General features: G+C 57.2%; 20 protein-coding genes. 11 read left to right on the top strand and 9 right to left on the bottom strand.

All coding sequences use genetic code 11. The features are described 5' to 3' along the window. Nucleotides 1-341: 341 nt before the first annotated feature. From ACO550_RS22120 to ACO550_RS22130, 3 genes are all read right to left on the bottom strand, one after another. Nucleotides 342-1,127, bottom strand: a complete 786-nt coding sequence (locus ACO550_RS22120; protein WP_315598913.1) for a 3-hydroxybutyrate dehydrogenase — start codon at nt 1,125-1,127, stop codon at nt 342-344. 52 nt (nt 1,128-1,179) lie between these two features. Further along, complete coding sequence (locus ACO550_RS22125; protein ID WP_315598912.1) at nt 1,180-1,920, bottom strand: acetoacetate decarboxylase; 741 nt, start codon at nt 1,918-1,920, stop codon at nt 1,180-1,182. Between the two features lie 394 nt (nt 1,921-2,314). Further along, complete coding sequence (locus ACO550_RS22130; protein ID WP_315598911.1) at nt 2,315-2,794, bottom strand: YbhB/YbcL family Raf kinase inhibitor-like protein; 480 nt, start codon at nt 2,792-2,794, stop codon at nt 2,315-2,317. A 2,084-nt stretch (nt 2,795-4,878) separates the two neighbouring features. Here ACO550_RS22130 and ACO550_RS22135 point away from each other — a divergent pair. Together ACO550_RS22135 and ACO550_RS22140 are read left to right on the top strand one after the other, a co-directional pair. Next, nucleotides 4,879-5,154, top strand: a complete 276-nt coding sequence (locus ACO550_RS22135; RefSeq protein WP_485994961.1) for an H-NS family nucleoid-associated regulatory protein — start codon at nt 4,879-4,881, stop codon at nt 5,152-5,154. Between the two features lie 106 nt (nt 5,155-5,260). Then, complete coding sequence (locus ACO550_RS22140; protein WP_315594230.1) at nt 5,261-5,581, top strand: H-NS histone family protein; 321 nt, start codon at nt 5,261-5,263, stop codon at nt 5,579-5,581. A 502-nt stretch (nt 5,582-6,083) separates the two neighbouring features. Here the strand turns inward: ACO550_RS22140 and ACO550_RS22145 are convergent. Beyond that, nucleotides 6,084-6,332, bottom strand: coding sequence for a hypothetical protein (locus tag ACO550_RS22145; protein WP_315594229.1), 249 nt, complete (start codon nt 6,330-6,332; stop codon nt 6,084-6,086). Nucleotides 6,333-6,803: 471 nt separating this feature from the next. Between ACO550_RS22145 and ACO550_RS22150 the strand changes: the two genes are divergently transcribed. The 8 genes from ACO550_RS22150 (at nt 6,804) to ACO550_RS22185 (ending at nt 14,570) form a co-directional block, all read left to right on the top strand. Further along, entirely contained in the window at nt 6,804-8,321 is a 1,518-nt protein-coding gene (locus ACO550_RS22150; RefSeq protein WP_315594228.1) for an NADH-quinone oxidoreductase subunit M, read from the top strand. Nucleotides 8,322-8,613: 292 nt separating this feature from the next. Then, nucleotides 8,614-9,228, top strand: coding sequence for a TetR/AcrR family transcriptional regulator C-terminal ligand-binding domain-containing protein (locus ACO550_RS22155; RefSeq protein WP_315594227.1), 615 nt, complete (start codon nt 8,614-8,616; stop codon nt 9,226-9,228). 169 nt (nt 9,229-9,397) lie between these two features. Next, nucleotides 9,398-9,766 carry a MarR family transcriptional regulator gene (locus tag ACO550_RS22160; protein ID WP_315594226.1) on the top strand — a complete coding sequence of 123 codons (369 nt, stop codon included), beginning with the start codon at nt 9,398-9,400 and terminating at the stop codon, nt 9,764-9,766. Between the two features lie 24 nt (nt 9,767-9,790). Further along, complete coding sequence (locus ACO550_RS22165; RefSeq protein ID WP_315594225.1) at nt 9,791-11,317, top strand: efflux transporter outer membrane subunit; 1,527 nt, start codon at nt 9,791-9,793, stop codon at nt 11,315-11,317. 9 nt (nt 11,318-11,326) lie between these two features. Further along, nucleotides 11,327-12,514, top strand: coding sequence for an HlyD family secretion protein (locus ACO550_RS22170; protein ID WP_315594224.1), 1,188 nt, complete (start codon nt 11,327-11,329; stop codon nt 12,512-12,514). 10 nt (nt 12,515-12,524) lie between these two features. Next, a complete protein-coding gene (locus tag ACO550_RS22175) occupies nt 12,525-14,045 on the top strand; it encodes an MFS transporter (protein WP_315594223.1) in 1,521 nt (506 codons plus the stop codon). 38 nt (nt 14,046-14,083) lie between these two features. Then, on the top strand, nt 14,084-14,269 hold the full coding sequence (locus tag ACO550_RS22180; RefSeq protein WP_315594222.1) for a hypothetical protein: 186 nt from the start codon (nt 14,084-14,086) through the stop codon (nt 14,267-14,269). A gap of 82 nt (nt 14,270-14,351) precedes the next feature. Continuing rightward, nucleotides 14,352-14,570 (top strand): hypothetical protein, encoded by a 219-nt coding sequence (locus ACO550_RS22185; RefSeq protein ID WP_315594221.1) that lies wholly within the window; start codon nt 14,352-14,354, stop codon nt 14,568-14,570. A gap of 598 nt (nt 14,571-15,168) precedes the next feature. On the opposite strand, the gene ACO550_RS22190 is transcribed toward ACO550_RS22185, so the two are convergent. The 5 genes from ACO550_RS22190 to ACO550_RS22210 all read right to left on the bottom strand — a co-directional run bounded on the left by ACO550_RS22190 (nt 15,169) and on the right by ACO550_RS22210 (nt 21,276). Next, nucleotides 15,169-15,543 carry a nuclear transport factor 2 family protein gene (locus ACO550_RS22190; protein WP_315594220.1) on the bottom strand — a complete coding sequence of 125 codons (375 nt, stop codon included), beginning with the start codon at nt 15,541-15,543 and terminating at the stop codon, nt 15,169-15,171. Between the two features lie 217 nt (nt 15,544-15,760). Continuing rightward, nucleotides 15,761-16,816 carry a porin gene (locus tag ACO550_RS22195; protein ID WP_315594219.1) on the bottom strand — a complete coding sequence of 352 codons (1,056 nt, stop codon included), beginning with the start codon at nt 16,814-16,816 and terminating at the stop codon, nt 15,761-15,763. Between the two features lie 120 nt (nt 16,817-16,936). Further along, nucleotides 16,937-18,688 carry a thiamine pyrophosphate-binding protein gene (locus ACO550_RS22200; protein ID WP_315594218.1) on the bottom strand — a complete coding sequence of 584 codons (1,752 nt, stop codon included), beginning with the start codon at nt 18,686-18,688 and terminating at the stop codon, nt 16,937-16,939. A gap of 3 nt (nt 18,689-18,691) precedes the next feature. Continuing rightward, nucleotides 18,692-19,660: a tripartite tricarboxylate transporter substrate-binding protein gene (locus ACO550_RS22205; RefSeq protein ID WP_315594217.1), complete on the bottom strand. Its 969-nt coding sequence runs from the start codon at nt 19,658-19,660 to the stop codon at nt 18,692-18,694. 143 nt (nt 19,661-19,803) lie between these two features. Beyond that, nucleotides 19,804-21,276: an aldehyde dehydrogenase family protein gene (locus ACO550_RS22210; RefSeq protein ID WP_315594216.1), complete on the bottom strand. Its 1,473-nt coding sequence runs from the start codon at nt 21,274-21,276 to the stop codon at nt 19,804-19,806. 264 nt (nt 21,277-21,540) lie between these two features. Here ACO550_RS22210 and ACO550_RS22215 point away from each other — a divergent pair, with 264 nt between their 5' ends. Beyond that, nucleotides 21,541-22,845 carry a citrate/2-methylcitrate synthase gene (locus tag ACO550_RS22215; RefSeq protein ID WP_315594215.1) on the top strand — a complete coding sequence of 435 codons (1,305 nt, stop codon included), beginning with the start codon at nt 21,541-21,543 and terminating at the stop codon, nt 22,843-22,845. The last annotated feature ends 11 nt before the right edge of the window (nt 22,846-22,856 follow it).

The following is a 22,856-nucleotide window of genomic DNA, read 5'->3' on the forward strand; positions in this document are numbered from 1 at the left end:
GCCCGCTGGTCAACATCAATATCAACCAGAGCGTGCAGCAGCTTCAGCAAGTGAACGTTGCCGCGTTCAACAACAACAAGATCGTTGGCGTCGATCTGGGCAAGGTCGCACTCAACGTCAACCCGACCCAATGGGGTGGCAACCTGGCGGCAGTTTGAACTGCCAGCACCCACGCGCGCTTGTGCCGCGTGGGCTACTGACTACGCTATGACGACGAGGGCAGCAAGTTGGATCCACGCAGCGTCGCGTGGGTGGTCTGGCGTAGAGCGAAAAGAATTTTTCACAGTTGCGACAGCAAATGCGTCAACGCGCCAAGCGCCTCTCGGTGCTGGCGTGCGGCTTCATTGCATGAACCAGCCGTGGCTGACGACAAACGACTGGCCGGTGAACGCGGCGCTCGGGAACGACGACAGAAACAGCACCGTCTGCGCGACGTCCTCTACCGTGGTGAACACACCGTCGACCGTGTCGCCGAGCATTACTTTCTTCACCACGTCCTCTTCGCTGATGCCAAGCTCCTTCGCTTGCTCCGGAATCTGCTTCTCCACTAGCGGCGTGCGCACGAAGCCCGGGCACACGACATGCGAACGCACGTTGTGCTTGGCACCTTCCTTCGCCAGCACGCGAGCCAGCCCCAGCAGCGCGTGCTTTGCCGCCACATAGGCCGACTTCAACGGGGACCCTTCGTGCGAGTGAACAGAGCCCATATAGATCACGACACCGCCGCGGTCGTCCTTGTACATATGCTTGAGCGCGGCCTTCGTCGTCAGGAATGCACCATCGACGTGGATCGCCTGCATCTTCTTCCAGTCAGCGAACGCATAGTTCTCGATCGGGTTGACGATCTGGATGCCCGCATTCGACACGAGAATGTCGACAGAACCGAATGTCTCGGCGACCTTGTCGATGCCGCGATTGACTGCGTCCTCGTTCGTGACGTCCATCGCGACACCTATTGCCTTGCCACCTGCCTGCTGGATCTGTTCGGCGACAGCATTCGCACCGTCCTGGTTCAGATCGGCGATCGCCACCGCTGCGCCGGCCTTCGCCAGCTCCAGCGCGATTTCCTTGCCGATGCCGCTCGCGGCGCCCGTGACCACTGCGGTCTTGCCATTCAGCGTGTTCATACAGGAACTCCTGTCTTCAAAGGTGGTGGTAAAAATCGACAAGTCACTTGCGTCATTGCGCGAGGTAGTCGTAGATGACCTCGCCGAGCCCCAGTGTCAAGTCGGCAACCAGGTGACGCGCCTCGACGATCTCGAGCACCGGAAGATCTGCAACCGGCGCTAGCGCATGCGGCGCCAGGGCGAGCGACGCAGGTCCGGTCCACGCCCCCTTCATCACGATGTCCTGCATGTAGTACCGCACGAGTTCGCATACGCGCGCGGACCCATCGACGTGCGGAATGATCTTCAGCAGGAAGTTCGGGCCGGCCAGGCGCGTGGTCTGCTGGGCAATGTCGAGTTCACGGTGCTTATAACCCATCGTCCCCGTCGCGACCCTTACCTTCCCATAGTCGAGCGTACCGAGCAGATGATCTGTACTCACCTGCAACGTCGGGGAAGCGAGCTTCTTCGGGAAGCCCCACAGCTCTCGACCACCGGCGATCGGCGGATGATCGTCGAGGTACATTGCTAGCGTGTAACCGCCCGCCTGCCCGTTGTATTCGACAGGGATCACCTGCCCGCTTTCGGTGTAGTCACCAAAGCCGGTAGAGTCGGCCATGCGGATGAACTCGTAATGCACGAGCGGCTCGGAAATCTGCAATGGCTCGGGCACGACTTCACGCAGGCGCTCCGGATCGGTGCGGTAGGTGATTATCAGGAATTCACGATCGACGAAACGGTAAGGCCCCATGGGAAAAGCGGGGCTCGTCAGCGGCATCGCGAATGCTTTCGATCGGACATCACTTGTCTTCATATGGACTCCTTGCGGTGGGTTCGCCGTCGCGGATCAGAAGTTGCCCTCGTAGCCCTGCCCAACGTCGGTGTGCATGCTGCTGGCAGCGCTCGACGTTCATGTAGAGCCTCCCAGGCGATCGATGCGGAAAGCGTGCCATGCGATTGCGACTGTCTCGTGAAGCATGCCCCGCTCGCCAATTCGGTAGTCAGTGGATTTACTGGCTGAGGCCAGTATGCCTCGCAACGGCTCACGACTATTGACCCATATTGCAGGCATCCCCGTCGCATTCGTCGTAAGTGCAGTTTGAGGCGCCCAGAAGAGGACTTCCCGGAAGAGCGTCTCATTGTCGCCCTCCGCCGATTGCCGACCTTGGCATTCTGCTTCACGTAGCACGGTACTTCCCAGATGCGCTTCAGCGCTTGTGCTTCTGGTAGGTCCCGATCAACACGGCTTGCGCCAGGACGTGCCCCTGCATCGCGCGTTCCAGCGCTGCCTTGTTCACCTTACCCAGATCTGGCAGCACGACATCGAGCGCGTACAGCTTGTACAAATAACGGTGCCGGCCGATCGGCGGACATGGGCCGCCGTATCCGGCGCGATGCCAGTCGTTGAGGCCATCGTGCGTGCCGGCTGGGAGATCGACCCGTTTTACGCCCTGCGCAAGAGATCCATCGTGCGGCGGCAGGTCGTACATGACCCAGTGGACCCATGTCATTTGCGGTGACGCCGGATCGGGGGCGTCCGGGTCATCGACGATCAGGGCCAGGCTTGCAGTACCGGGCGGGAGTCCGGACCACGCCAGCGGCGGCGACTGATCCGCGCCTTCGCAGGTGTGCACGGTGGGAATCTCGCCGCCATGGGCAAATGCGGTGGACGTCAGAGTGAGTGGCATCGATGGCCTCGCTTGGGCGAGTGGCGCTGGCCCGGTCAACGCGGCCGCGCCAGCCAGCAGCCACGGTAGAACTGAGAATCGCGACATATCGGCATCCCCGGGGTACCTCATTCCGTCTGCGCACGTACGCTGCCTACCTTCGGCGGTCGACATGGGGAATTTGGCAAGGAAGATTCGCGGACCTACGGGCACCGATCGGCTTTTCCGCAATTACCAGAGCATACTCCGCAGCCGAAGCGGGTATGCCGAACCCGTGGTGGGCCAGCAAGTGCTCCTCACCATCGCCGCACTGTGTTTATTGAAATGGGAAACGACATGAGCGCGGAAGTCTTCGCTCGCCAGTCAGATGCCGCGCTTACCCGGAGGGACCAGACGGGTCAACAGACGGGTCAATTGTCACTTCTCTCGTTGCTGAAAGCGTGTCAGCGGAAATGCTGGCAAATTTGCTGGCAAATCCACTGCAAGACTGGCTGGATTTTTGACAGCACAGAGGACCTATGCCGTTGATTTGAAAGAAAATTCTGGTGCGAGGGAGGGGAAACGCAATCCTCACGATTTCAAATGGTTAGGAGGATTCCGCGTAGATTTCGGGGAGCAGCAAGGATGACGCACATCTTGTAGTTCCCCTGCTCCGTCGTGAAGGCGATTTTCGTTCGGAGTACCCATTCAATGATGGTAAGCTTGCTTGTCAGTTAATTGCATTATTAGCTAACTATTCGGCCATCAGGTTTCATCCAAACAGCGTGCCCACAAGCTATTTGTGCGCGCGGCCGCGGCTCTGCCGCTGGCTTTCATCACGGCCTACGCGGATATCGTCGATCGGGCGTACCTGGCAAGCCGGTCAGACCGTGCTCGCGCAAGGCAGCGCCGCAAGTAGGCTTGGCGCAATGACGATCGATTACCGTGCGCGCTCGGTTGGCACATATGTCGCCGCGCATACGCAGGCGAAAGAGCATGCCGCCGCTCGCGCCGCGGATGCCAGGCACGTGCACGTCGTAGAGCCACCTTCCGGAGCTCGCACAGACCTGCCGTTGACGTTACCGCAAACGTTACGCGCTGATCGCAAGGCTCCCGACCTACTCTCCGGTTAGCGGATGGACGCCGCCACCGGCCAACGTCGCGTCCATGTCCGCGGGATCGCGTGCATTAGCGAAATGTAGACCTCCACCGCCTTATCCGGATCGCTGGTTTGCGCTGACACTAGACGGGATGGGCGCGACAACCTAAACAATCAGGCACACGCGACAAGCTTGTTAAGAATCCTTAGTCAAACAGGTCGCTAATGATCAAGACAGCGCATACCGAATGATCATGAGTCGATGCACCGGATGGCTCGGACCATCTCCTCAGTGCGAGCGCCGGCTTTCGAGCCGCGGGGGCCTTGCAGCTTGCTATGTACCGATTCGCAACGGGCCAGCATCATGGCAGGGACATCGTCGTCGGCACCGAACGGCGCTGTCTCTTCCTCTTGCATTCTGAGATAGACCTGCCGCGCGGCAATCGCGGCTACCATGACAAGGGCGCCGACGGCCAGAGCACGGAGAGTCAATGAAAGTAAATGCGCCATTGAGGAAGACCCGGGCGGGAGCTGCAAAACGTGACGGGCTGGAGACTACACGAGCCGTTATCATGCGGCTGTCACGCTGTTGCAGTATTGACAGGTCGTGAGATTTCCTTTGGAAAATGGCGTTGCCGTAGCGGATCGCAAACGAATTGAAGAGCATGATTAGGAAACAGATTGCCGCGTTGCCAGCGGGCCGATATTGGGCAGTCCCACACGCCCCTTTTCCGCTTGACGTACCGAACGGTCACGATGAGGTGTTTCCGGGTGCCGAATGTACCAGCGATGGAAACTGGGTGAGCTTTGTGCGCGAGGGCCAAGAAGTCTGGGCATGCAACGCGACCTATGCCGCCGCCCATTTTGAGTGTGAACCGCTTGCTTCTCCGCGCATCCCGTCGAAAGCCTGAACGCGTCGAGCCAGTAGAGCGCTTTTACCCTACGTTTGTCTAGGTCTGCATTTTCATTACTACACGGATTCCATATGCCCCTAGCAATCCCAACAGGCATGACGGCCACGTCTGCAATGCCCTTTTCGGAATCATCCGCAGCGACCGCGCACCGAGCTCGGGCTGACGCCATTCTATGGGCCCGATCAGCCATCGCGCGTCATGGCATCTCATTCGAACAACTCGAAGCGGCTGGGTGTTTTATTCCAAAGAAGTCAGTTGAAATATCTAAGAAAACTGTCAGATTTAAAGATGCCCAGGGACACACTTGGAATGGCGCGGGCGTCTTGCCAGATTGGCTACAGCGTGCCGTCAACGCGGGCCAATCCATCGAACATTTCAAGATTGCCTGAGTGAAGGTCTTGACCGTTTCTCCGGCTCGTCGTAATACTTCACTTTCTCATTCAGCGGTTTGTGATATAGGATGATTCCATCGAACCATTCTTCGAAGGGAATCCGATGGCAACATATAAGCAATTGATAGCCGAGAAAGCCGCGCTGGAAGCCAAGCTGGTGGAAGTTCGCGCCGCCGAGGTTTCTGGAGTGATTGAGAAAATCCAGGGGCTGATGGCCGACTATGGATTGACAGTTGAAGATATCGCGGCCAAACGCCGCCGCGGGCGTCCTGCCAAGGCCGCTTCCGATGGCACTGCGAAAGCCGCACTGCCGCCCAAATTTTTGGATCCTAAGACCGGTAAGACCTGGTCTGGCCGCGGTCGCGCACCGGCCTGGCTTGGCAAGAACCCGAAGCGCTTCCTGATTGCGGAAGAGGCAGCTTAATCGTCAATGTCAAGTATGTCGAGCCGACGTCCGGAGATCGTGCACGGATTCGCATGGTCAGGACCGGGGCTCCTGCGAGCACCAGTTTTCACACCCACTAAAATCCGCAGTTGGGCATCTGCCTCCAACCGATTTTGGACTGGGTCGAGCAGCGCATTGCGCTGCTCGACAATCCGCTAGCACCGTCCGGCAGCGCGATCGGCATTCCCGGGCTCGACTGCGGGTGGTAACAGATGCCAAGTCCGATGAAAGTTATCGCGACATGCAGGCACGACGGGTCCAAGGCTAGCCACGACTGTCAGTGCCCGCCGGGTACCCAACTCTAGCTGAGAACTAATGGTTGGTAAGGGCCCAATGCTGGCCCGGTGACGCCATCTATATGGAGATTGTGGCGGACATTCGCCGCACAGATATAGCTGACTGCACCACACGCCCACACGCGTACCACACATGCGCTAGCGAGGGACATTGATGTCCGCGGTGTGCGACAACCCGCGCGGGCTCAGTTGCGCGCAACCAAGTCCCCCACCTGACCTCTCCCCGAGATCAGGCACGACGACAGGAAGCCCTCGGCTTGGCTGTCGGCGGCGCGCTCGGGAAAGCCTGCGCCGATTGCGTTGGCACGCGTGTGAGCAGCCCCCGACGCGCACGAGATCGTGCCGCCTGTGCCAGCCTGCGCGTGCATCGCCGAGCGGTCGGCAATGAAAAACGCCAACAACATTACGACCATCACCTGGAATGCCTTCTTCATGCCGCACCTCCTTGCGAAAAGCGTAGCACAGTGCACCTGGCCTAGATCTCGGGATTTCCCCCGTATCCCAGAACACCGATCCCCTACCGACAGAGATAGCTCAACCCGGACAGCATGCCAGCACACATTCTCCATGAAGAATTTTTTGACGCCTCAAGCGGGATCCGGCTAACGGCAATGCCGCACGCGGTTCATCCCCACCGTGACAAGGGTGATGCAAGGTAATCATCCAAACCCAGATATCATGGTTAACGCTAATATCGTTAACCCTCACCCAAGAGAAGCGGGGCGAGGGTTAAGAAGGGTTCGTCCCTCCGCTGCGTAGTACACAACGCCTCAAAGAGCGTCAATCGAGCGCTCCTGACGCGACTCTCGATATCAGCATCCCGTGCCCGGCATTTGCGATCACGTAAGCGCCGCAGGGCTAATTTTTGCATTTTTTGTCGCACTTGGTCTCACGCCCCCATCGTTATGCAACCCCCTTTGCTTCTCAGCTTCGCAATCTGGATTCCGGTTGCGGCCGGTCTGTTCGCCCTCTTTACGGGTTCCGACCGCGCCCCCGGCTGGACCCGCTGGGTCTCGCTGGTCGGCGCCGTGCTCGGCGTCCTGCCCACGATTCCGCTCCTGTCGGGCTTCGACAAAACGAACACCGCGATGCAATTCGTCGAGAACGCGCCCTTGGTGCCCGCGTTCGGCATATCGTGGCACCTCGGCGTGGACGGCATCTCGCTGTGGTTCGTGGTCCTGACCGCCGTGACTACGTTGATCATTGTGATCTCGTCATGGAGATCGGTCAGCTCCCGCCTTGCGACGTGGTTCGGATCGTTCCTACTGCTGTCCGGATTCATGCAAGGTGTGTTCACCTCGTTGGACGGGATACTGTTCTTCCAATTCTTCGAGGCCACGCTGATTCCGCTGTTCTTGCTGATCGGCGGCTGGGGGCGAGAGCACCGCTCATACGCGGCAATGAAGTTTTTCCTCATCTCGTTGGCCGGCTCGCTCGCGATGCTGCTTGCGATGATCTACCTATATACGCAGTCGCACAGCTTTGACATCGCGGGGTGGCGCAATTTGAATCTGGGCTTCTGGCCACAGATCTTCGTGTTCCTTGGCTTCCTGGCCGCATTCTCGGTCAAGGTGCCCATGTGGCCCGTACACACATGGCTGCCCGACGTTCACCTGGAAGGCCCGACCGCCGCAGCCGTGCTGATCGGCATGCTGAAGATGGGCGGCTATGGCCTGCTGCGTTTCTCGCTGCCGATAACACCTGACGCCAGCCATTTCGTTGCGCCAGCAATGATCACGCTGTCGCTGGTCGCCATCATCTACGCGAGCGCGGTGGCTCTAGTTCAGAGTGACATGCGCAAGCTGCTAGCCTACTCGGCCGTCGCGCACATGGGGCTGGTCACACTTGGCCTGTTTACGTTCAATCGTATCGGCACCGAGGGCGCCATTGTGCAGATGCTTACGTACGGCATCGTTTCGGGTGCCATGCTGCTCTGCACGGGCATGCTCGTCGACCGCACCGGAAACGGCGCGATCGACGCCTACGGCGGCGTGGCCAGCACCATGCCGCGCCTGGCCACGTTCGTGATGCTGTTCTCGATGGCAAACGTCGGCTTACCGGGAACGGCGGGTTTTGTCGGCGAGTTCATGGTGCTAATGGGCGCCCTCCGCTTTAACTTCTGGGTCGGAGGCGCGGCCGCGCTGACGCTGATCCTGAGTGCCGGTTATACGCTCTGGATGGTCAAGCGCGTGATGTTTGGCGGCATCACAAACGGAAGCGTCGCCAATCTGGTAGATCTCAGCAGGCGCGAATTCGCCGTGCTTGGCGCATTGGCGGTTCTTGTGCTGGCCATCGGGATACGTCCGAAGCCGTTCACCGACGCCATCGATCCGTCTACCGGCGCGCTGCTGTCACTTTCGTTGCGATCGGAGATTGCCGACACACCTTCGCCCGCCATGCCGACCGCCCGACCGCGGCACTGACGCCGGCAACACGATCCGATGAACTTCCTGGCGAGCCGCGTGGAATGTCTCGCCAGGCAGACGGCGGCGAAAACAGCGTGTCGCAATTCGTCGCTTTCTGAAGGGGTTGGCCGCAAGGGCGGAAAAGCACAGCTCATTGAGAGCATTATGATGCACGTATTCCGTCACCCCGGCTGCCCTACCCTCGATCCGCGAACAGGCATTTCCCGTGCATTGCACAATATTTGACTTGACATAGAAACTACTAGTTTCTATATTGCTGACTAAAGCTATGCAACGCAAATGAGCAGCCATGTCCAACTCGTCCTCTACCCTGACTCGCCGCAGCCGATCATCGATTGGTGCTGTTAGGAACCCGGCATCTACGGAGGCCATTCTCTCGGCTGCCGCGGAGATTCTTGAGGAGGCCGGCTATCGTGCCTTCACGATAGAGGCCGTCTGTAAGCGGGCGGGCGCAAGCAAGCCGACGATTTACCGGTGGTGGCGAAACAAGGGAGATCTCATCCGCGACGTGTACGAACGTTCCGGGGAAGCCTCACTTGCTTACCCCAATACGGGAAGCATGGAAAAAGACCTCGCCGCTCACTTGCATTCATTGTGGAACTGGTGGCGCACGACACGCGCCGGCGAAGCGCTCCGGAGCTTCATCACTGAAATACAACTGGACCCTACGTCCCTGGCGAATTTCCGCGAAGACTTCTTGGCCCGCCGAGAACGGGTGCTCCGAGCGATCTTTTCTCGAGCGATGGCCCGTGGAGACCTGCGGCCCGACGCATCCATCGATGCCGCCGTCGCCATGCTCACCGGTATGTCGTGGCTTCACCTGCTGACCGATAACCTGGAGACGGAAAGCGTCATCGATGAGGCCATCCAGATCCTTTGCGCGGGCATTCGCGCCGCGTCCTAGCCTGGCGCTTTTTTTTGAGCTAAACGACACCATTGGTTTCTATTGAGCGCTCGCGGCTGCAATCACAAGACATCGGATGATGGATAACGATCTATATCAACTTCTGACCCTGACGAGGGGCCAACTGACGCGATGCCTTCAGCGCGCCCTTATTCCGTGGGATCTGACGATGTCGCAGTTCTACGCGCTCGAAGCAATTGCAACATCACATGGGTGCATTCCATCCCAGTGCTGCGCACGGCTGGGAATGGATGGGGGTGCCTTCACTCGCATTCTCGACAAACTCGAAACGATGGGACTTGTGGAGCGGCATCGTCAATCGGCCGACAGGCGCGTGGTGCAGCTGCAGATTCTGCCGCGGGGCGCCGAACTCTACGCCAAGACACGTTTTTCCGTCACCCATACCCAGGAAGAGTTCCTCAAACAGCTCCCTCTCGCCGATGCCAACAAACTTAAGCGGGTACTTGGCGTGTTGCTTGGCGACTCGGACAGCCGCGATGTCACCGGCCGTCGCGTCTCCCTGAGTCAATCTTCCTGACCCCGGACTTCACTACCGCTCCCCATGAAACCAATTTCACAAGTGTCAGTTGCGTGCCCGCGCAAACAAACGGCATGGTTAGCGCCCACCGGGCGCCGAAACACCGCCTTCACCCGACTTCTTACAGCAGTCGCGTGTTCATGTGTCGTCTATCTCTCCGGCTGCGCGTATGGCGACCTCAATCCAAGCGCAACGCTACTGTCTCCGAATAAACTCGAAGCGAGCGCCGCACTTGGCGGCATGCCAGTCTCCTCTGCCAACTGGCCAACCGTTGCTTGGTGGAAAAGTTTCGGTGACCCTCAACTCGATGCATTAGTGAGTGAAGCGATCGCCAACAGCCCGACGATCAGCATTGCCGAGGCACGTGTGCGTCAAGCGGAATCATTTCGACAGATTGAAGCCGCGACTCTGCTGCCGCGCGTTGACGGGTCAGTAAGCAGTACCCGAGAACGATTCAGCTCAAACGGCACTACCCCGCACCCGGTTAACGGCACATGGCAGACCGTCAATCAGGGGATGCTGACAGTGGGCTACGAAATCGACTTCTGGGGGAAAAACCGGGCCGCTGTCGAAGCGGCCATCGGCCGTCGTAGTGCCGCAGAAGTGGACCAATACGCAGCACGCCTCGTCGTCGCTTCGGCGGTCGTTCAAGCGTACATCACGTTCCAAGAAACCATCGACCAGCTCGCACTCGCGCAGCGCCAGCTCGAGATCGAGCAGAAGGTCTTGCACTTGACACAAAGGCGGTTCCAGGCAGAGCTCGATTCTCAGATCGATATCAAGCAAGCACAGGCTGCAGTTCCTGCAACGCAAGCCAGCATTGCGGCCTTAAACGAAGCCGTTGAGCTTAGTCGCAATCGCTTGGCAGCACTGTTGGGGAAAGGCCCAGATCGAGGGCGGCAAATCAGTGCGCCACAAATGCACATGCCCGCCTCGGTTTCCATTCCGAGCAATGTCCCCGCCGAACTACTTGGACGCAGGCCAGACGTAATTGCCCAGCGTTGGCGCGTCGAAGCAGCGCACCAAGACATCAAGGTCGCCAAGGCACAGTTCTATCCGAACGTAAACTTGACCGCTTTCGCTGGCTTGCAAAGCCTCGGGTTCGATGCCTTTACGCTGGGCACAAGCCGGGTTTTGGGCATCAGTCCGGCGGTGAATCTTCCCATTTTCGAAGGTGGGCGACTACGAGGAAATTTGGCGGCAAAAGACGCTGCCTACGACATCGCCGTCGAGGCATATAACCAGGCGCTGATTGATGGTCTGCACGACATTGGCGACCAGTTGTCGTCCCTGCGGTGGCTCAGTGAGCGCATGAATCGACAAGGCGAAGCCGTACGTACAGCTGACGAGGCCGCCCATCTGGCCGACCGCAGATACGCCGTAGGCGTTGCAACCTATCTGCAGGTGCTTGCAACGCTTAACGCTGCACTCACTCAGCGCCGACTCTTGATACAGCTACAAGCACGGGGTCTATCGATTCAGGCCAATCTGAGCCGCGCACTTGGCGGTGGGTATGAACCAGATCTGCAAACGACAGCCACAACCAACTAAATATCAGCCATGGACGAACCCTCCAAGACGACAACACCCACACAGCCCAAGAAGAAATGGCTAATTCCGGCTAGTGTGACGTTTCTCGCGACGGCCGCAGCGCTGGCCGCCTGGACCATCCTCCCATTCGACACAGAGCGCACAGAGGATGCCTACGTCGATGGCAATGCCATACAAATTACCTCGCAAATAGTCGGCACGGTTGTCAGCATCAGCGCAGACAATACCGACAATGTGGAGGCAGGCGTCCCGCTGGTCAAGCTGAACCCCGTCGACAAGGAAGTCGACTTTGAGCGCGCGAAAGCGGCGTTGGCAAAGGCTACTCGACAAGCGCGCACGCAATACTCCCAAGTGGATCAACTTCAGGCCGAGGTTCGCCAGCGGGAGAATGACCTGCGCAAGGCACGCGCGGATTTAGCGCGCCGCGCCGAGCTCGCATCTGATGGCGCTGTCTCCCGTGAAGAAATCAATCATGCTGAGGAGGCGGCCAGGAATGCAGAGGCGGCGCTTCAAGCAACCATTCAGCAGCTCGCACAGCGCCGGGCCTTGGTCGACAATACCTCCCTTCACACCCATCCGGATGTTCAGGCCGCGGCGAGCAACCTTCGTGACGCGTACGTAGCACTCGCGCGAACTACGATCCGCTCACCTGCAGGCGGCATTGTTACCAAACGAAGCGTTCAGGTCGGTCAACGCATCAACCCAGGCGTGGCGTTGATGTCCGTCGTGCCGCTTGACGGTGTTTGGGTGTCCGCAAACTTCAAAGAATCACAACTCGAGCATCTACGCATCGGGCAGCCGGTCAAGCTCCACGCGGATGCGTATGGTAGTGATGTCATCTATCACGGAAAGGTTGTGGGGCTAGATGCCGGGACAGGCAGTGCTTTTGCACTCCTGCCCGCACAGAACGCGACCGGAAACTGGATCAAGGTGACGCAGCGCGTGCCTGTACGAATCGCCCTGGATCCTCAAGAGGTCAAATCCAAACCATTGCGTATTGGACTGTCCATGCGCGTTGGCGTAGACACAAGCGACCAACGCGGAGCAATCATCAAGCCGTCATCGGAACGCGGCGCCGCATACGAAACGAAAGTCTTCGAGCGGGAACTGGAAGACGCAGGGGCATTGGTAGAGTCCATCATCCGCCAGAACGCCGGCGCCGCAACAGATAACCCGCGCGAGCGCGCCTCCAATTAAGAGCGCAAGCATGTATCGAAGATATCCCGCCCTTCTTTCGACGATCGCACTAATGTGCGCTCTCGATTTCCTTCAGTCGGGGATGATAGCGTTCGCGTCCGTGCCGATTCGCGGCGAAATTGATGCCAGCCCGGAAGAATATAGCTTGATCGCTGCCCTGTATGCTTGTGTGGCGGTAGTGGTCATCGCCAAGCAGCGCTGGCTCACAGAGCGACTAGGCTGGCGCAACTATATTCTTGGCTCGATCGCCATGTTCATTGCCGGCGCCGCGCTTTGCGGGTCAAGTCATAGCTACTACTCGTTCGCAGCGGGACGCATCGTCATGGCATTGGGCGGGGCTGCCTTCATGACAACCTCCCGCATTCTCGTCAATCAGATTCCGCCGGGTCCCGGCCGATTTGTTGGCATCAAGGTGTTTGCCGTCGGACTGGCACTCGGCATGGCATCGGCACCGCTACTCGCCTCACTCGCTGTCTCCGAAGATAACTGGCAGTCCATCTTTTCGATACTGGTTGCCGTCGCCCTGGCAGTCGCTGCGCTTGCCATCCGCTGCGTCCCTCGGGAAGCGCCCCCGGCCGAAGCGCTTAGCCGAACCAGTGCCGGTCGACTATTGCTGTTGGCCTGCAGCTCATTCTTTTTGCTTTATATGCTGCAGCGTTCCTACTATCAATTCTACGATGATGCACTGATTACATTGATCTCTGTAACGCTAGGGGTCATAGCGCTTTACACGTACTTTCATGTCGAGCATCGACATGAGCAGCCGTTGCTACGCGTTCGTGAGCTATTGACACCCCGATATACGTTGGGTGTAGCGCTCTTCTCCTTCAGTTATCTGCTCCTCGGTGCGAACAACTACGTGCTTCCGCTCTATCTCCAATCCGGGCTGGGATATACGTGGGAAACGGTCGGTCAAACCCAGTCACTGGGACTTATTGGCGCTCTGCTCACGTGGCAGGTAATGGCCAAAGTTCTTCCAAAATCTCCGGGACCCAAGAAGTTTCTCGTACTCGGATTTCTCGCACTGGCAGGCGCAGCATGGATATTGTCGTCGTTATCCCCAGTCGTTCAGATCTCGCTGCACGTGCTTCCTGCGTTGGCTCTCAATGGAAGTTTCGTAATGCTTGTATTGGCGACAACTGCCATGCAAACGTTTAGGGATTTTGGGAGTGAGGAGGCGCTTTTCACTCACGCACAGCAAGTCAAGAACATGATTGCCCAAGTTGCGACGGCATCTGGAACGGCACTCGCAACAATCTTTCTCCAGTGGAGAAGTACCGTGCACTACGGCTCCATCCATGTACGAATGACGCCGGGTGACGCCGTTTATGCCGAACAACTGCAACACCTTACTGACTATTTCTCTGCCACGCACGAAGCCAGTTTGGCAGGAAAGATGGCGCTCGCACAGCTCGCACAGTCTGTCAGTCAGCAGTCCTCGCTGCTGGCCGGCATCGACTACTTCTGGATTGTCACCTGGGTTGCCCTTGCAGCCATGCTAACTTCATTGGTTCAAAAAGTATTCAAATAGTGAGAATTTTTTGTAACGTAGCACTCTCTGGAAATCCAATGCTCACCACCAAGAACGTCATTGCCGGGTTAATTTTCGTATTTGTAATCGCATCGAGTCTTTCATCTGCTCACGCTGTACCTCTCGAAGGCAATCATATTCGCCCAACAAATCTGGACGGCTACCGTGTTGGGAAAGTTGATCCATACACCGATAGCTGGGCAGTATCGGACGCAGCAATCTGAACGCCACTAGGCCGACAGCTGCCGCTGGGATAACGCCCCCATCCCTGCGGCGCTTTTACCATTAATTCCAGATCGATAATCCATGTCTCCCTTTATACATTACAAAGGCTTTATCATCCAAAGCACACCTCTTCCGTTTGATTCCTATACATTTGACGCACAAGCAACGGTCTGGAGGGAAAATGACGAGGAAAGTAAAATTGACTTTGTCTCACTCGGCATATGCTATGACATTGAGGAAGCTCAACAACTGGGAATCGCGCATGCAAAGCAATGGATAGATGCGCAGGACAATCAATAGGCACGATACATGGCAGCGTTTCCTTTATCGAATATGTCCCGCTGAACAGGCAGTGTGTAAACACGCTAAGCCGTAAGCGCTCGGCAAGTTAAGTCTTGCCAAGGTATGCCAGGAGGCGCGTCGTAGCGATCGTGGATTCTGACCACTAGAAAAGGACCGCGCCCGGAAATGCTCAATGCCATGAGTGAATCTCGACACTCTCGCGTAATCCAAGCGTCCCAAACGGATCTGGGCGCAATAACTAGCAACGCTCCGGTGTCGTCGGCACAGCGCTCGCAAAGGGGTACAGGGGTCTACGCTTGAAGCGGTCGGAGCATCAATGCACCCAACAGAACCAATCAATGATGCACGCAAGGCTCCAGCCTGGCAGATAGGGCTTACGCAAGCGCGTTGCATGGCATGCAATGCTTAATGCAAACGATTTGAACCCTCATCGGCTAACCAATCGCGTAGGTGGCACTCAGAAGTCGTCCCGTTGACGAAGCCTGGCCTCTGAAGCACGTCCGGTCACTACCGATCCCCATATTCACTACATTACAGTGCATGACGATGGCTAGCAATGGATGCAGGACAGTAACGAATCTACAAGCAACACTTTCTAGTTGGATTTGAACTCTGTGGCTTGATGCGCCACGTTTACCCACCGCCCCCCCTGGAGCATCCAGACTCGAATGAACCTGGCATACTTTGTCGGCATTAGATCGCCGTGAGTCACAATATCATTGTGATAGTCTCCGGTCACGATGGCGACTTTCCCTTCCACCCTAACTTGAATTCTATCAACCGCGAATGTCTTGAATCTATAATCGGCATCCTCGAGCCCCTTCAAAAATTGGTCACGAGTCCGATACTTCCCATTGCTCTCAACGTGCGTGTAATCTTCCGCCGTCATATCCCGAAGGCCGGCAACATCCACGTCGACTAACGCCTTCGCGCGCGCGGCTTCCGCTTGAATTACCTGAGTTTCTTCCATCTCGTTTCCAAGATCCGATGGTGGCTGGCTACTCGCAGATGCTGCGTGGGCTGCAGACCCCAAAAATAGCGGAAGATAAGATAGAAATAAACGCATTGAACGTGCGATGCTCATAATAACTACCTTATCTCCCATTCACTGTAACAGTGTCATCTATCCTAACCACGGATCGAGCACTGTAGATTTCATTACGCCTCGAAGCTGCTCGCTCCAGTCATCAGAACGTATGTCGAAGTCCCACCACGACACCGAACTGGTTTGCACCAGCGATCACTGATCCATCGTAGCCGTTGGCACTCAATGCAGACCCTCCTTTGTTCAAAGTATAGGATCCGTTGATATACGCATCAGTCCGCTTTGAAAAACGATAATCTGCGGCTAGCACAACAGACATTGGATCCTTCGCAGAGGTTCGATCATTGGTCTTGTACACTGCGCCGGTAAGCGTGACCGCCTGACCAACGCTCCAGTTTGCCCCCGCCCAGAATAGATCCGTGCGGGTCATCGTAGTCAGAAGCTGGCTAACCAGGCGCCGATAGCCGAGATAGGCCGTTACAGGACCAATGTCTCCGGCAATTGAAGCCACATAGCGGCGCTCTGTTTTTGCTGCAGTTACAGCGGCTGTGCCATTGAGTTGATCGTAGACCCCGCCAAATCGAAGCTTGCCCATGTCATAGGTGAAGCCGGCACTCATCTCCCGTCCCACCCGACTATTGCCCGGAACCTCCGAGCCATTCGCGATGGTCGAATCCACACCAAAGCTGTAGAGCGCTGCTGCCGTCAGCCCACCGAATTTTCCCGTGTACTTGACTGCGTTGTCTGATCGTCCAGCCAGCCACGTGTCGTGGGAGAACGCGGAATACTTGGGCGCCAGGAACATCGGGTCAAAGCCGATGATTAAATCGAAGGTCAGATTGTGATGCCGGCCCATCGTAAGCTGCCCATATGTCGAATCGAATCCGACATATGCGCGGCGACCGAATAGCCGCCCACCTTGCGCGGCGGATCCCGTATCTAAAGACATGCCACCTTCGAGAACGAAGACACCTTTCAAGCCCCCGCCTAGATCCTCGACCCCGCGCAACCCCCAGCGGCTCCCCGCAATGTTCCCGGATGTCATCCGCACTACGCTGGAACTCTGCTTTGCTGCGTCAGGAATGTGGTTCAGGTATTCGATACCTGCGTCAGCAACGCCGTAGATTGTCACGGATGACTGAGCATGAGCGCTCAAACCAAGCGTCGTCAGCATCCCTGCAATGGCCAATTTTTTCATGTCTCCCCCAATCTTCTTACTTATAGAATCGAGACCGCTCTCGCCGTCTCGTGCTCCGGCTATGGCGCAATGACCCGGGTGGCTACGGGATCGCGTTGCCTTTGCGCCTTACGACCGATGTCATTCCCCCCGGGTCAGTCCGGAAGACATTGCCTTTGCATACTCTTTGGCAACCCGAACATCGATAACAGCCACGTGCCCATCACGGACCGCCTGAATGCCCTCGCCCAAGACACTCTGAAGCTCGGAGATCGTACGGATCCCCCCCCAAGCCTTCGCACCTTGCGCTCTCGCCATGGCGGCTAGGTCTACGTCGGGCTCCTCAATACGCTGACCAACAGATTTGTTCTCGACAGGCCGAGATCTAGTCAGCGCAACCCTCTCCTGATGGACCTCGTCGTTGAAGAACGAGCGGTTGTTGGCCACTACCAAGAGAAGCGGAATGTCATAGCGCACGGCGGTCCACAGTGCCGTCGCGCCCATTAGGAAGTCGCCATCCCCAATCACACCCACGGGCAGGCGGTCGGAGCCCCGCAAGCCAAGCGCCGCACCGACACACATCCCAGGCCCCGAGCCGACACCGCCGCCTCCGTCATATCCCAGGTAGTCCAGGGGATGTTCGAAGGCCTTGGCATCCCCCGGCCACCCGAGGTTCGTCCGGATCAAGCAAGTCGGTGCGGCATCGTTTAGCGCGGCACTGACGACCTGGGCGAACGCTTCCAATGGGATGTCGCCGTCGTTCGTCTCATCGATGCGGCGGGCGATATGCCCCACTGTTGGCCGGACCGACGTGACCAGCTTGCGATCAAGCCGCGGCAATAGCTGCTCAATAACCGTGTCGGGATCGGCCGCGAGGAAGGTGTCCGCGCAAGGCATCGCCTGCTGCTCTCCCCCAAATCCATTGTGGAGAACATGATCCATCGAAATCTGCACGACATGCGCCGACGGGAGCTCTGAGCCAAAGGCCGTTTTGAGCGCGCCGGCGAGATCGAGCCAATCGAGGCTCAGGATCAGATCGGCCGAGCGGAGCGCCTCGAGGGATGGCTCCGTGAGGAAATACGCTGGGGATCCCGTATGCAGATGATGGCGCGTGGGAAATGCTGCTCCGAGCTTGAAATCCGTAATTACACGCGCGTTAAGACGCTCTGCGAGGGCCACACGACGGCTCCAGGCTTCCTCGTCGCGATTGACCCGCCCAATCAACAGAACGGGAGATTTGGCTTCTTGAAGTCGGCGTGCGAGTTCCCGAATCGTGGGCTCACGAGCTCCGGCCAGCTCTGGCGGCGAGAAGCGCGTTAGCTCCGGCAGCTTTGGAAGCGTTGCCACAGGTGCTTCCTGAAGGGCGCTGTCAAAACAGACGTAAGTCGGCCCAAACGGTGCGGTCGTAGCAATGCGACGAGCGCGAATGACTGCCTCAGTGGCAGCCTCCAACGACGCCGGCTCCGCATCCCATTTGATAAAGCTGCGTACAAGAGCACCTTGATCTTTCGAGGTATGCAACCAGTCAATCCAAGGCCTACGCTTAGCCGAATCAACTGGACCAGTCGCACCGAACACGAGCACCGGTACACGATCACAGAACGCGTCAAAAATTGCCATCGAGCCGTGCAAAAGACCCACGTTCGCGTGCAGTATTGCACCCATTGGACGGCCAGTTACTTTAGCGTATCCATGCGCAATCGCGACGGCATGTTCCTCGTGAAGGACCGTCAGCATCTTCGGATTGTGGTCTCCGAGATAATTGACCAGACTATCGTGCAGACCGCGATAGCTAGCCCCCGGATTCAGCGCGACATACTCCAATCCGATATGTCGCAGCAAGGATGCCAGGTGGTCGCTCCCCCAACAAAGTTGGCTTGAATCTTCGCCCATACTTCAATCCAGTTTGATATTGAATTTGTTAGCCAGAAGCTTCCAATCTTCCAGATCTGAGGAGATCTGCTTCTCAAATTGCTTGCTATTTAGAACCCTGATAGAAATCAGCTTTTCTGTGAATGAGTTCTGCACTTCCTTATCACTCATTGATGCAATAATTTCCTTCTCCAATCGTTGTGCAACAGCATCTGGAAGTCCCGCCGGAGCGATAAATCCATACCAGACTTCGGCCTCAAATCCCTCAAAACCAACAGATTCCGAAATCGTTGGCAAATTTGGCATAAATGGCAGCCTTTTGCTCGATGCAACCGCGATGTAGCGAAGTTTTCCTGCTTTCACCTGTGCGTCAATATTCGGCATGGTGCTGAATAGCACAGGAACCTGACCGGAAAGTCCATCAAGCACCGCCTGCGAGCAACCCTTGTATGGGACGTGCACCATGTTTGATTTGGCCAACTGATTAAACCGAATCCCGGCGAAGTGCGGTGCTGTTCCAGTCCCACAGGAAGAGAAGCCAAGCTTGTCGCCTTGCTTTCGCGAGTACTCCGCAAGTTCGGCCAGTGTCTTTACCGGCAGCGATTGATTGACTGCAATGACAATGGGTGTCGACGCCACTGCGGCAATTGGCCTCAGACTCTTCTGAATATTCAGGGAATGCGCGACACCCAGTGCAGCGCTAATGGTCAGAGTATTGTTATGGATAAGAAGGGTTGAGCCATCAGGTTTGCTTCGGGCAACGAATTCGGTACCCAGATTCCCGGAGGCGCCTGGTTTGTTATCCATTACAACTGGCTGTCCAAGCTTTGCCGCCAGGCGTGGCGCAAGGATTCGACCCACAACATCCGCCCCGCCGCCCGCTGGAAATGGAGAAATCACGGTAATCGGTCGGTCCGGAAATGATCCGTTAGCCAGGCAACCCAAAGGAAGGGCGCAAGCCATCCAAACCAGCCATGTGGAATATTGAATCATAATCTTTGTCTCCTGACTTTTTCATTTTTCTCGACTCTGGTTTATGTACTATTAATTCAGAATCGGTTCATATCATCCATCGCCCTTCGCGGCGATAGAATTACTAAACAGCCGATGGGCAACGCAAATTCTTTATACGACAATCACGAAATTTTCAAATTGACATTCTTAGTGTTGGTGAATTCCAGAAGTTCTTCGAAACACTCCTCTCTTCCAATTCCAGACTGCTTGACCCCACCAAATGGTGCCCCAATAAAGTGCTGACTGGTATTATTGACCCAAATGTATCCCGCTTGCATTCTTTGAATGGCGCGATGTGCTGTATTGAGATTATTGGTCCAGATCGATCCGGTTAATCCGTAGTCGACGTCATTGACTACATCCCAAAGCTGATCCTCGTCCTCCCATCGGAAGACGGACATGATTGGACCAAAAACCTCTTCCCTCGCGAGACGCATGTCTGGACGAACCTCAGAGAAGATGGTGGGCTCGAAAAAAAAGCCATCTTCTAGCTCGGGGGCAGCAGGTGTGCGACCACCGCACACCAGTAGCGCCCCCTCTTCCAACGCTAAGTTCACGTACCCCTTCACCCTGTCGAGATGAACTTGACTGATAAGGGCGCCCATCGTCGTGGCAGGATCTAAAGGGAATCCCGGCTTATGGCGTTGAGGGAGAAGTCTGGCGACTCGCTCAAGCACTTCGTCATGAATGTCTGTGTGCAGAAAAACCCGGCTGGTAGAACCGCAGCTCTGGCCAGCCCACGCGAAGTTCATGCCGCCGATGATGCCGTCGATCAAACGATCAATATCTGCATCAGGGTAGGCTACCAGTGCATTCTTCCCGCCGAGCTCCAGCAGCACCGGTTTGATGCTCTCGGCCGCAGTCTTCATCATCGCGCGGCCAGTCGGCACGCCACCGATCAACGTGACTTTCCTGACCAGGGGATGCGATGCCAGCGCCTCCCCCGCCTCGCGAAACCCCGTGACGAAATTCACGACGCCCGCAGGGAGCAGTTCGCCAATCAGCTCGGCCAGACGCAGGATTGAGAGTGGGGCCTGATCGGGTGCCTTCACGATGACCGTGTTGCCAGCGGCCAGCGGCGCCGCAATGCGCATGGCGGCGAACATCAGCGGGTGGTTGTAAGCGACTATCCGCGCCACGACTCCAAGTGGCTCGCGAACGGTGAAGTTGAAGTTGCTGTCGCCCTGAGGGATCGTCTCGCCCTTCACCTCCATTGCCAAACCGGAAAAATAATCAATGGCGTCAGCCGCAAAACGAGCATCGTTTGCGAGCGTCGATACGGGGTTACCCGTATTAAGCGAATCCAATTGCGCCAATGCGAATGCGTTCTCGCGGATGACTGCCGCTGCTTCACGAAGCAGCCGTCCACGCACGAGAGGCGGTGTGCTGGCCCAGGCGGGAAACGCTGCATGGGCAGCGTGGACCGCTGCATCGATATCATTTGGCAATGCAACCGGCGTTCGCGCCAGTAGCTTGTTGCATGCAGGATCGATCGTATCGGCGTACGTGCCGTCCTTGGGCTCATGCCACGCACCGCCATAGAACAGCGCCATGTGTTGCGGCATAACGCCGTGGGGAACGCTTTGATGACTCATGGCTATTCTTCTCTATATGTACTCGGATGGTTCGCGGGCTGCTGCCTCCAACAGTTGCGGTGTACGATACGGCCGAGTCTTCTACATATCAATCTCGATTAATTAGTCGACACAAGTCGTGTACTGTCGGTCTAGATGCCGAGGCGCGCTTGCAAAGCGTAGAGCTCACGCATTCAGCGTGAATTGAGGCTTCCCTCAGAGGTGTGGCATGGAACTGAGCATCGTGGCCAGTCGCTACCGTTCACATTGATCAAAGGGCAACCGATGACACAGTCCCAAAAGAAACCGGTGGCCAAGGTGCCACTACCACCTCGAGAAGGTATCGCTCAGACGTATGTCACGGCAGAACAGGCGGCCCAGGCGCTAGGGATCAAGCAGGCCTCGCTATACACATATGTCAGTCGCGGCCTGATTCGATCCGTGTTGCAGCCGGGTAGTCGGTCGCGGCTTTACTATCGCGAAGATGTCGAGCGGGCCACAATGCGTATCGGCGGACGGGCTGGGCGGCCGGAAACGGTGGAGGCGGTGATGAGCTGGGGCCACCCCGTCTTCCATACTCTTATTACGGATCTGACAGACGAGGGGCCTTTCTACCGGGGCCAATCCGCAATCGCACTCGCGGAGTGCGATCGAGGTTTTGAGTCCGTCGCAGAACTGCTGTGGGATGGACTTGACCAGCCAGGTCTTGCACACTGGGACACACCACGCTTGCCTGAGGCATTTTTCACGCGACTTTCTACAGCCCTTGACGGCGCCGTCGGGCTGACGGGCTTGCGCATCATGTCCATTGCGACCTCTCTATTTGAGTTGGATGGAAGCGGGCATTCCGGCTTTGACAAAGCCACGACGACCGCGGATGCCAGGGTTCTACTGCAGATATATGCAGCCGCGATGGGCCTCATGGGTCCGGGGCGGCAGTACATCAGTCATCAGAACCTGGAGCCATCCTCCGTCGCGTCGGTCCTCCTGACGGCATTGGGCGTCCCTATTACAGAGGCTGCACTTCGTGCATTGAACGCAGCCTTGATACTGTGTGCTGACCATGAGCTGTCATCAGCGACTCTCTCCGCAAGGGTGGCAGCGTCATGCGGTGCAAATTTGACCGCTTGCCTCGTCACCGCGATCGCGACCCATTCGGGGTCTTTGGTTATTGGCGGATGTGAAAAAAGTGAACATCTGCTTCGAAAGGCCCACGACACAGAGGAAATGTATCAACTGTTGTCCGAGCTCGAGCGCAGTGGCAGTTACATCCCCGGCTACAACCTCAAGGCCTATCCCAAGGGCGACCCTCGCGCGCGCAAGCTTTTGGCACTGGCGGCGTCCCTCGGAACGGAAACACAGCCCGTCCTCGATCTTGTCACCGACGTCGGACGACGGTTCGATCTCGAGCCTAGCCTGGAAATTGGCCTGGTTTCATTGGCGATGGCGCTACGGTTTCCGCCTGGCACAGCTTCAATCATCTGGGCCCTCGCACGAGCATCGGGATGGGTTGCCCATATCATCGAACAGCGCGAAGCGGGCTTCATGCTGCGACCCAGAGCCCGGTATATCGGACCACCTACGCGTTGAGAGGCGCCCCG

It is taken from the genome of Cupriavidus sp., from assembly GCF_057315035.1.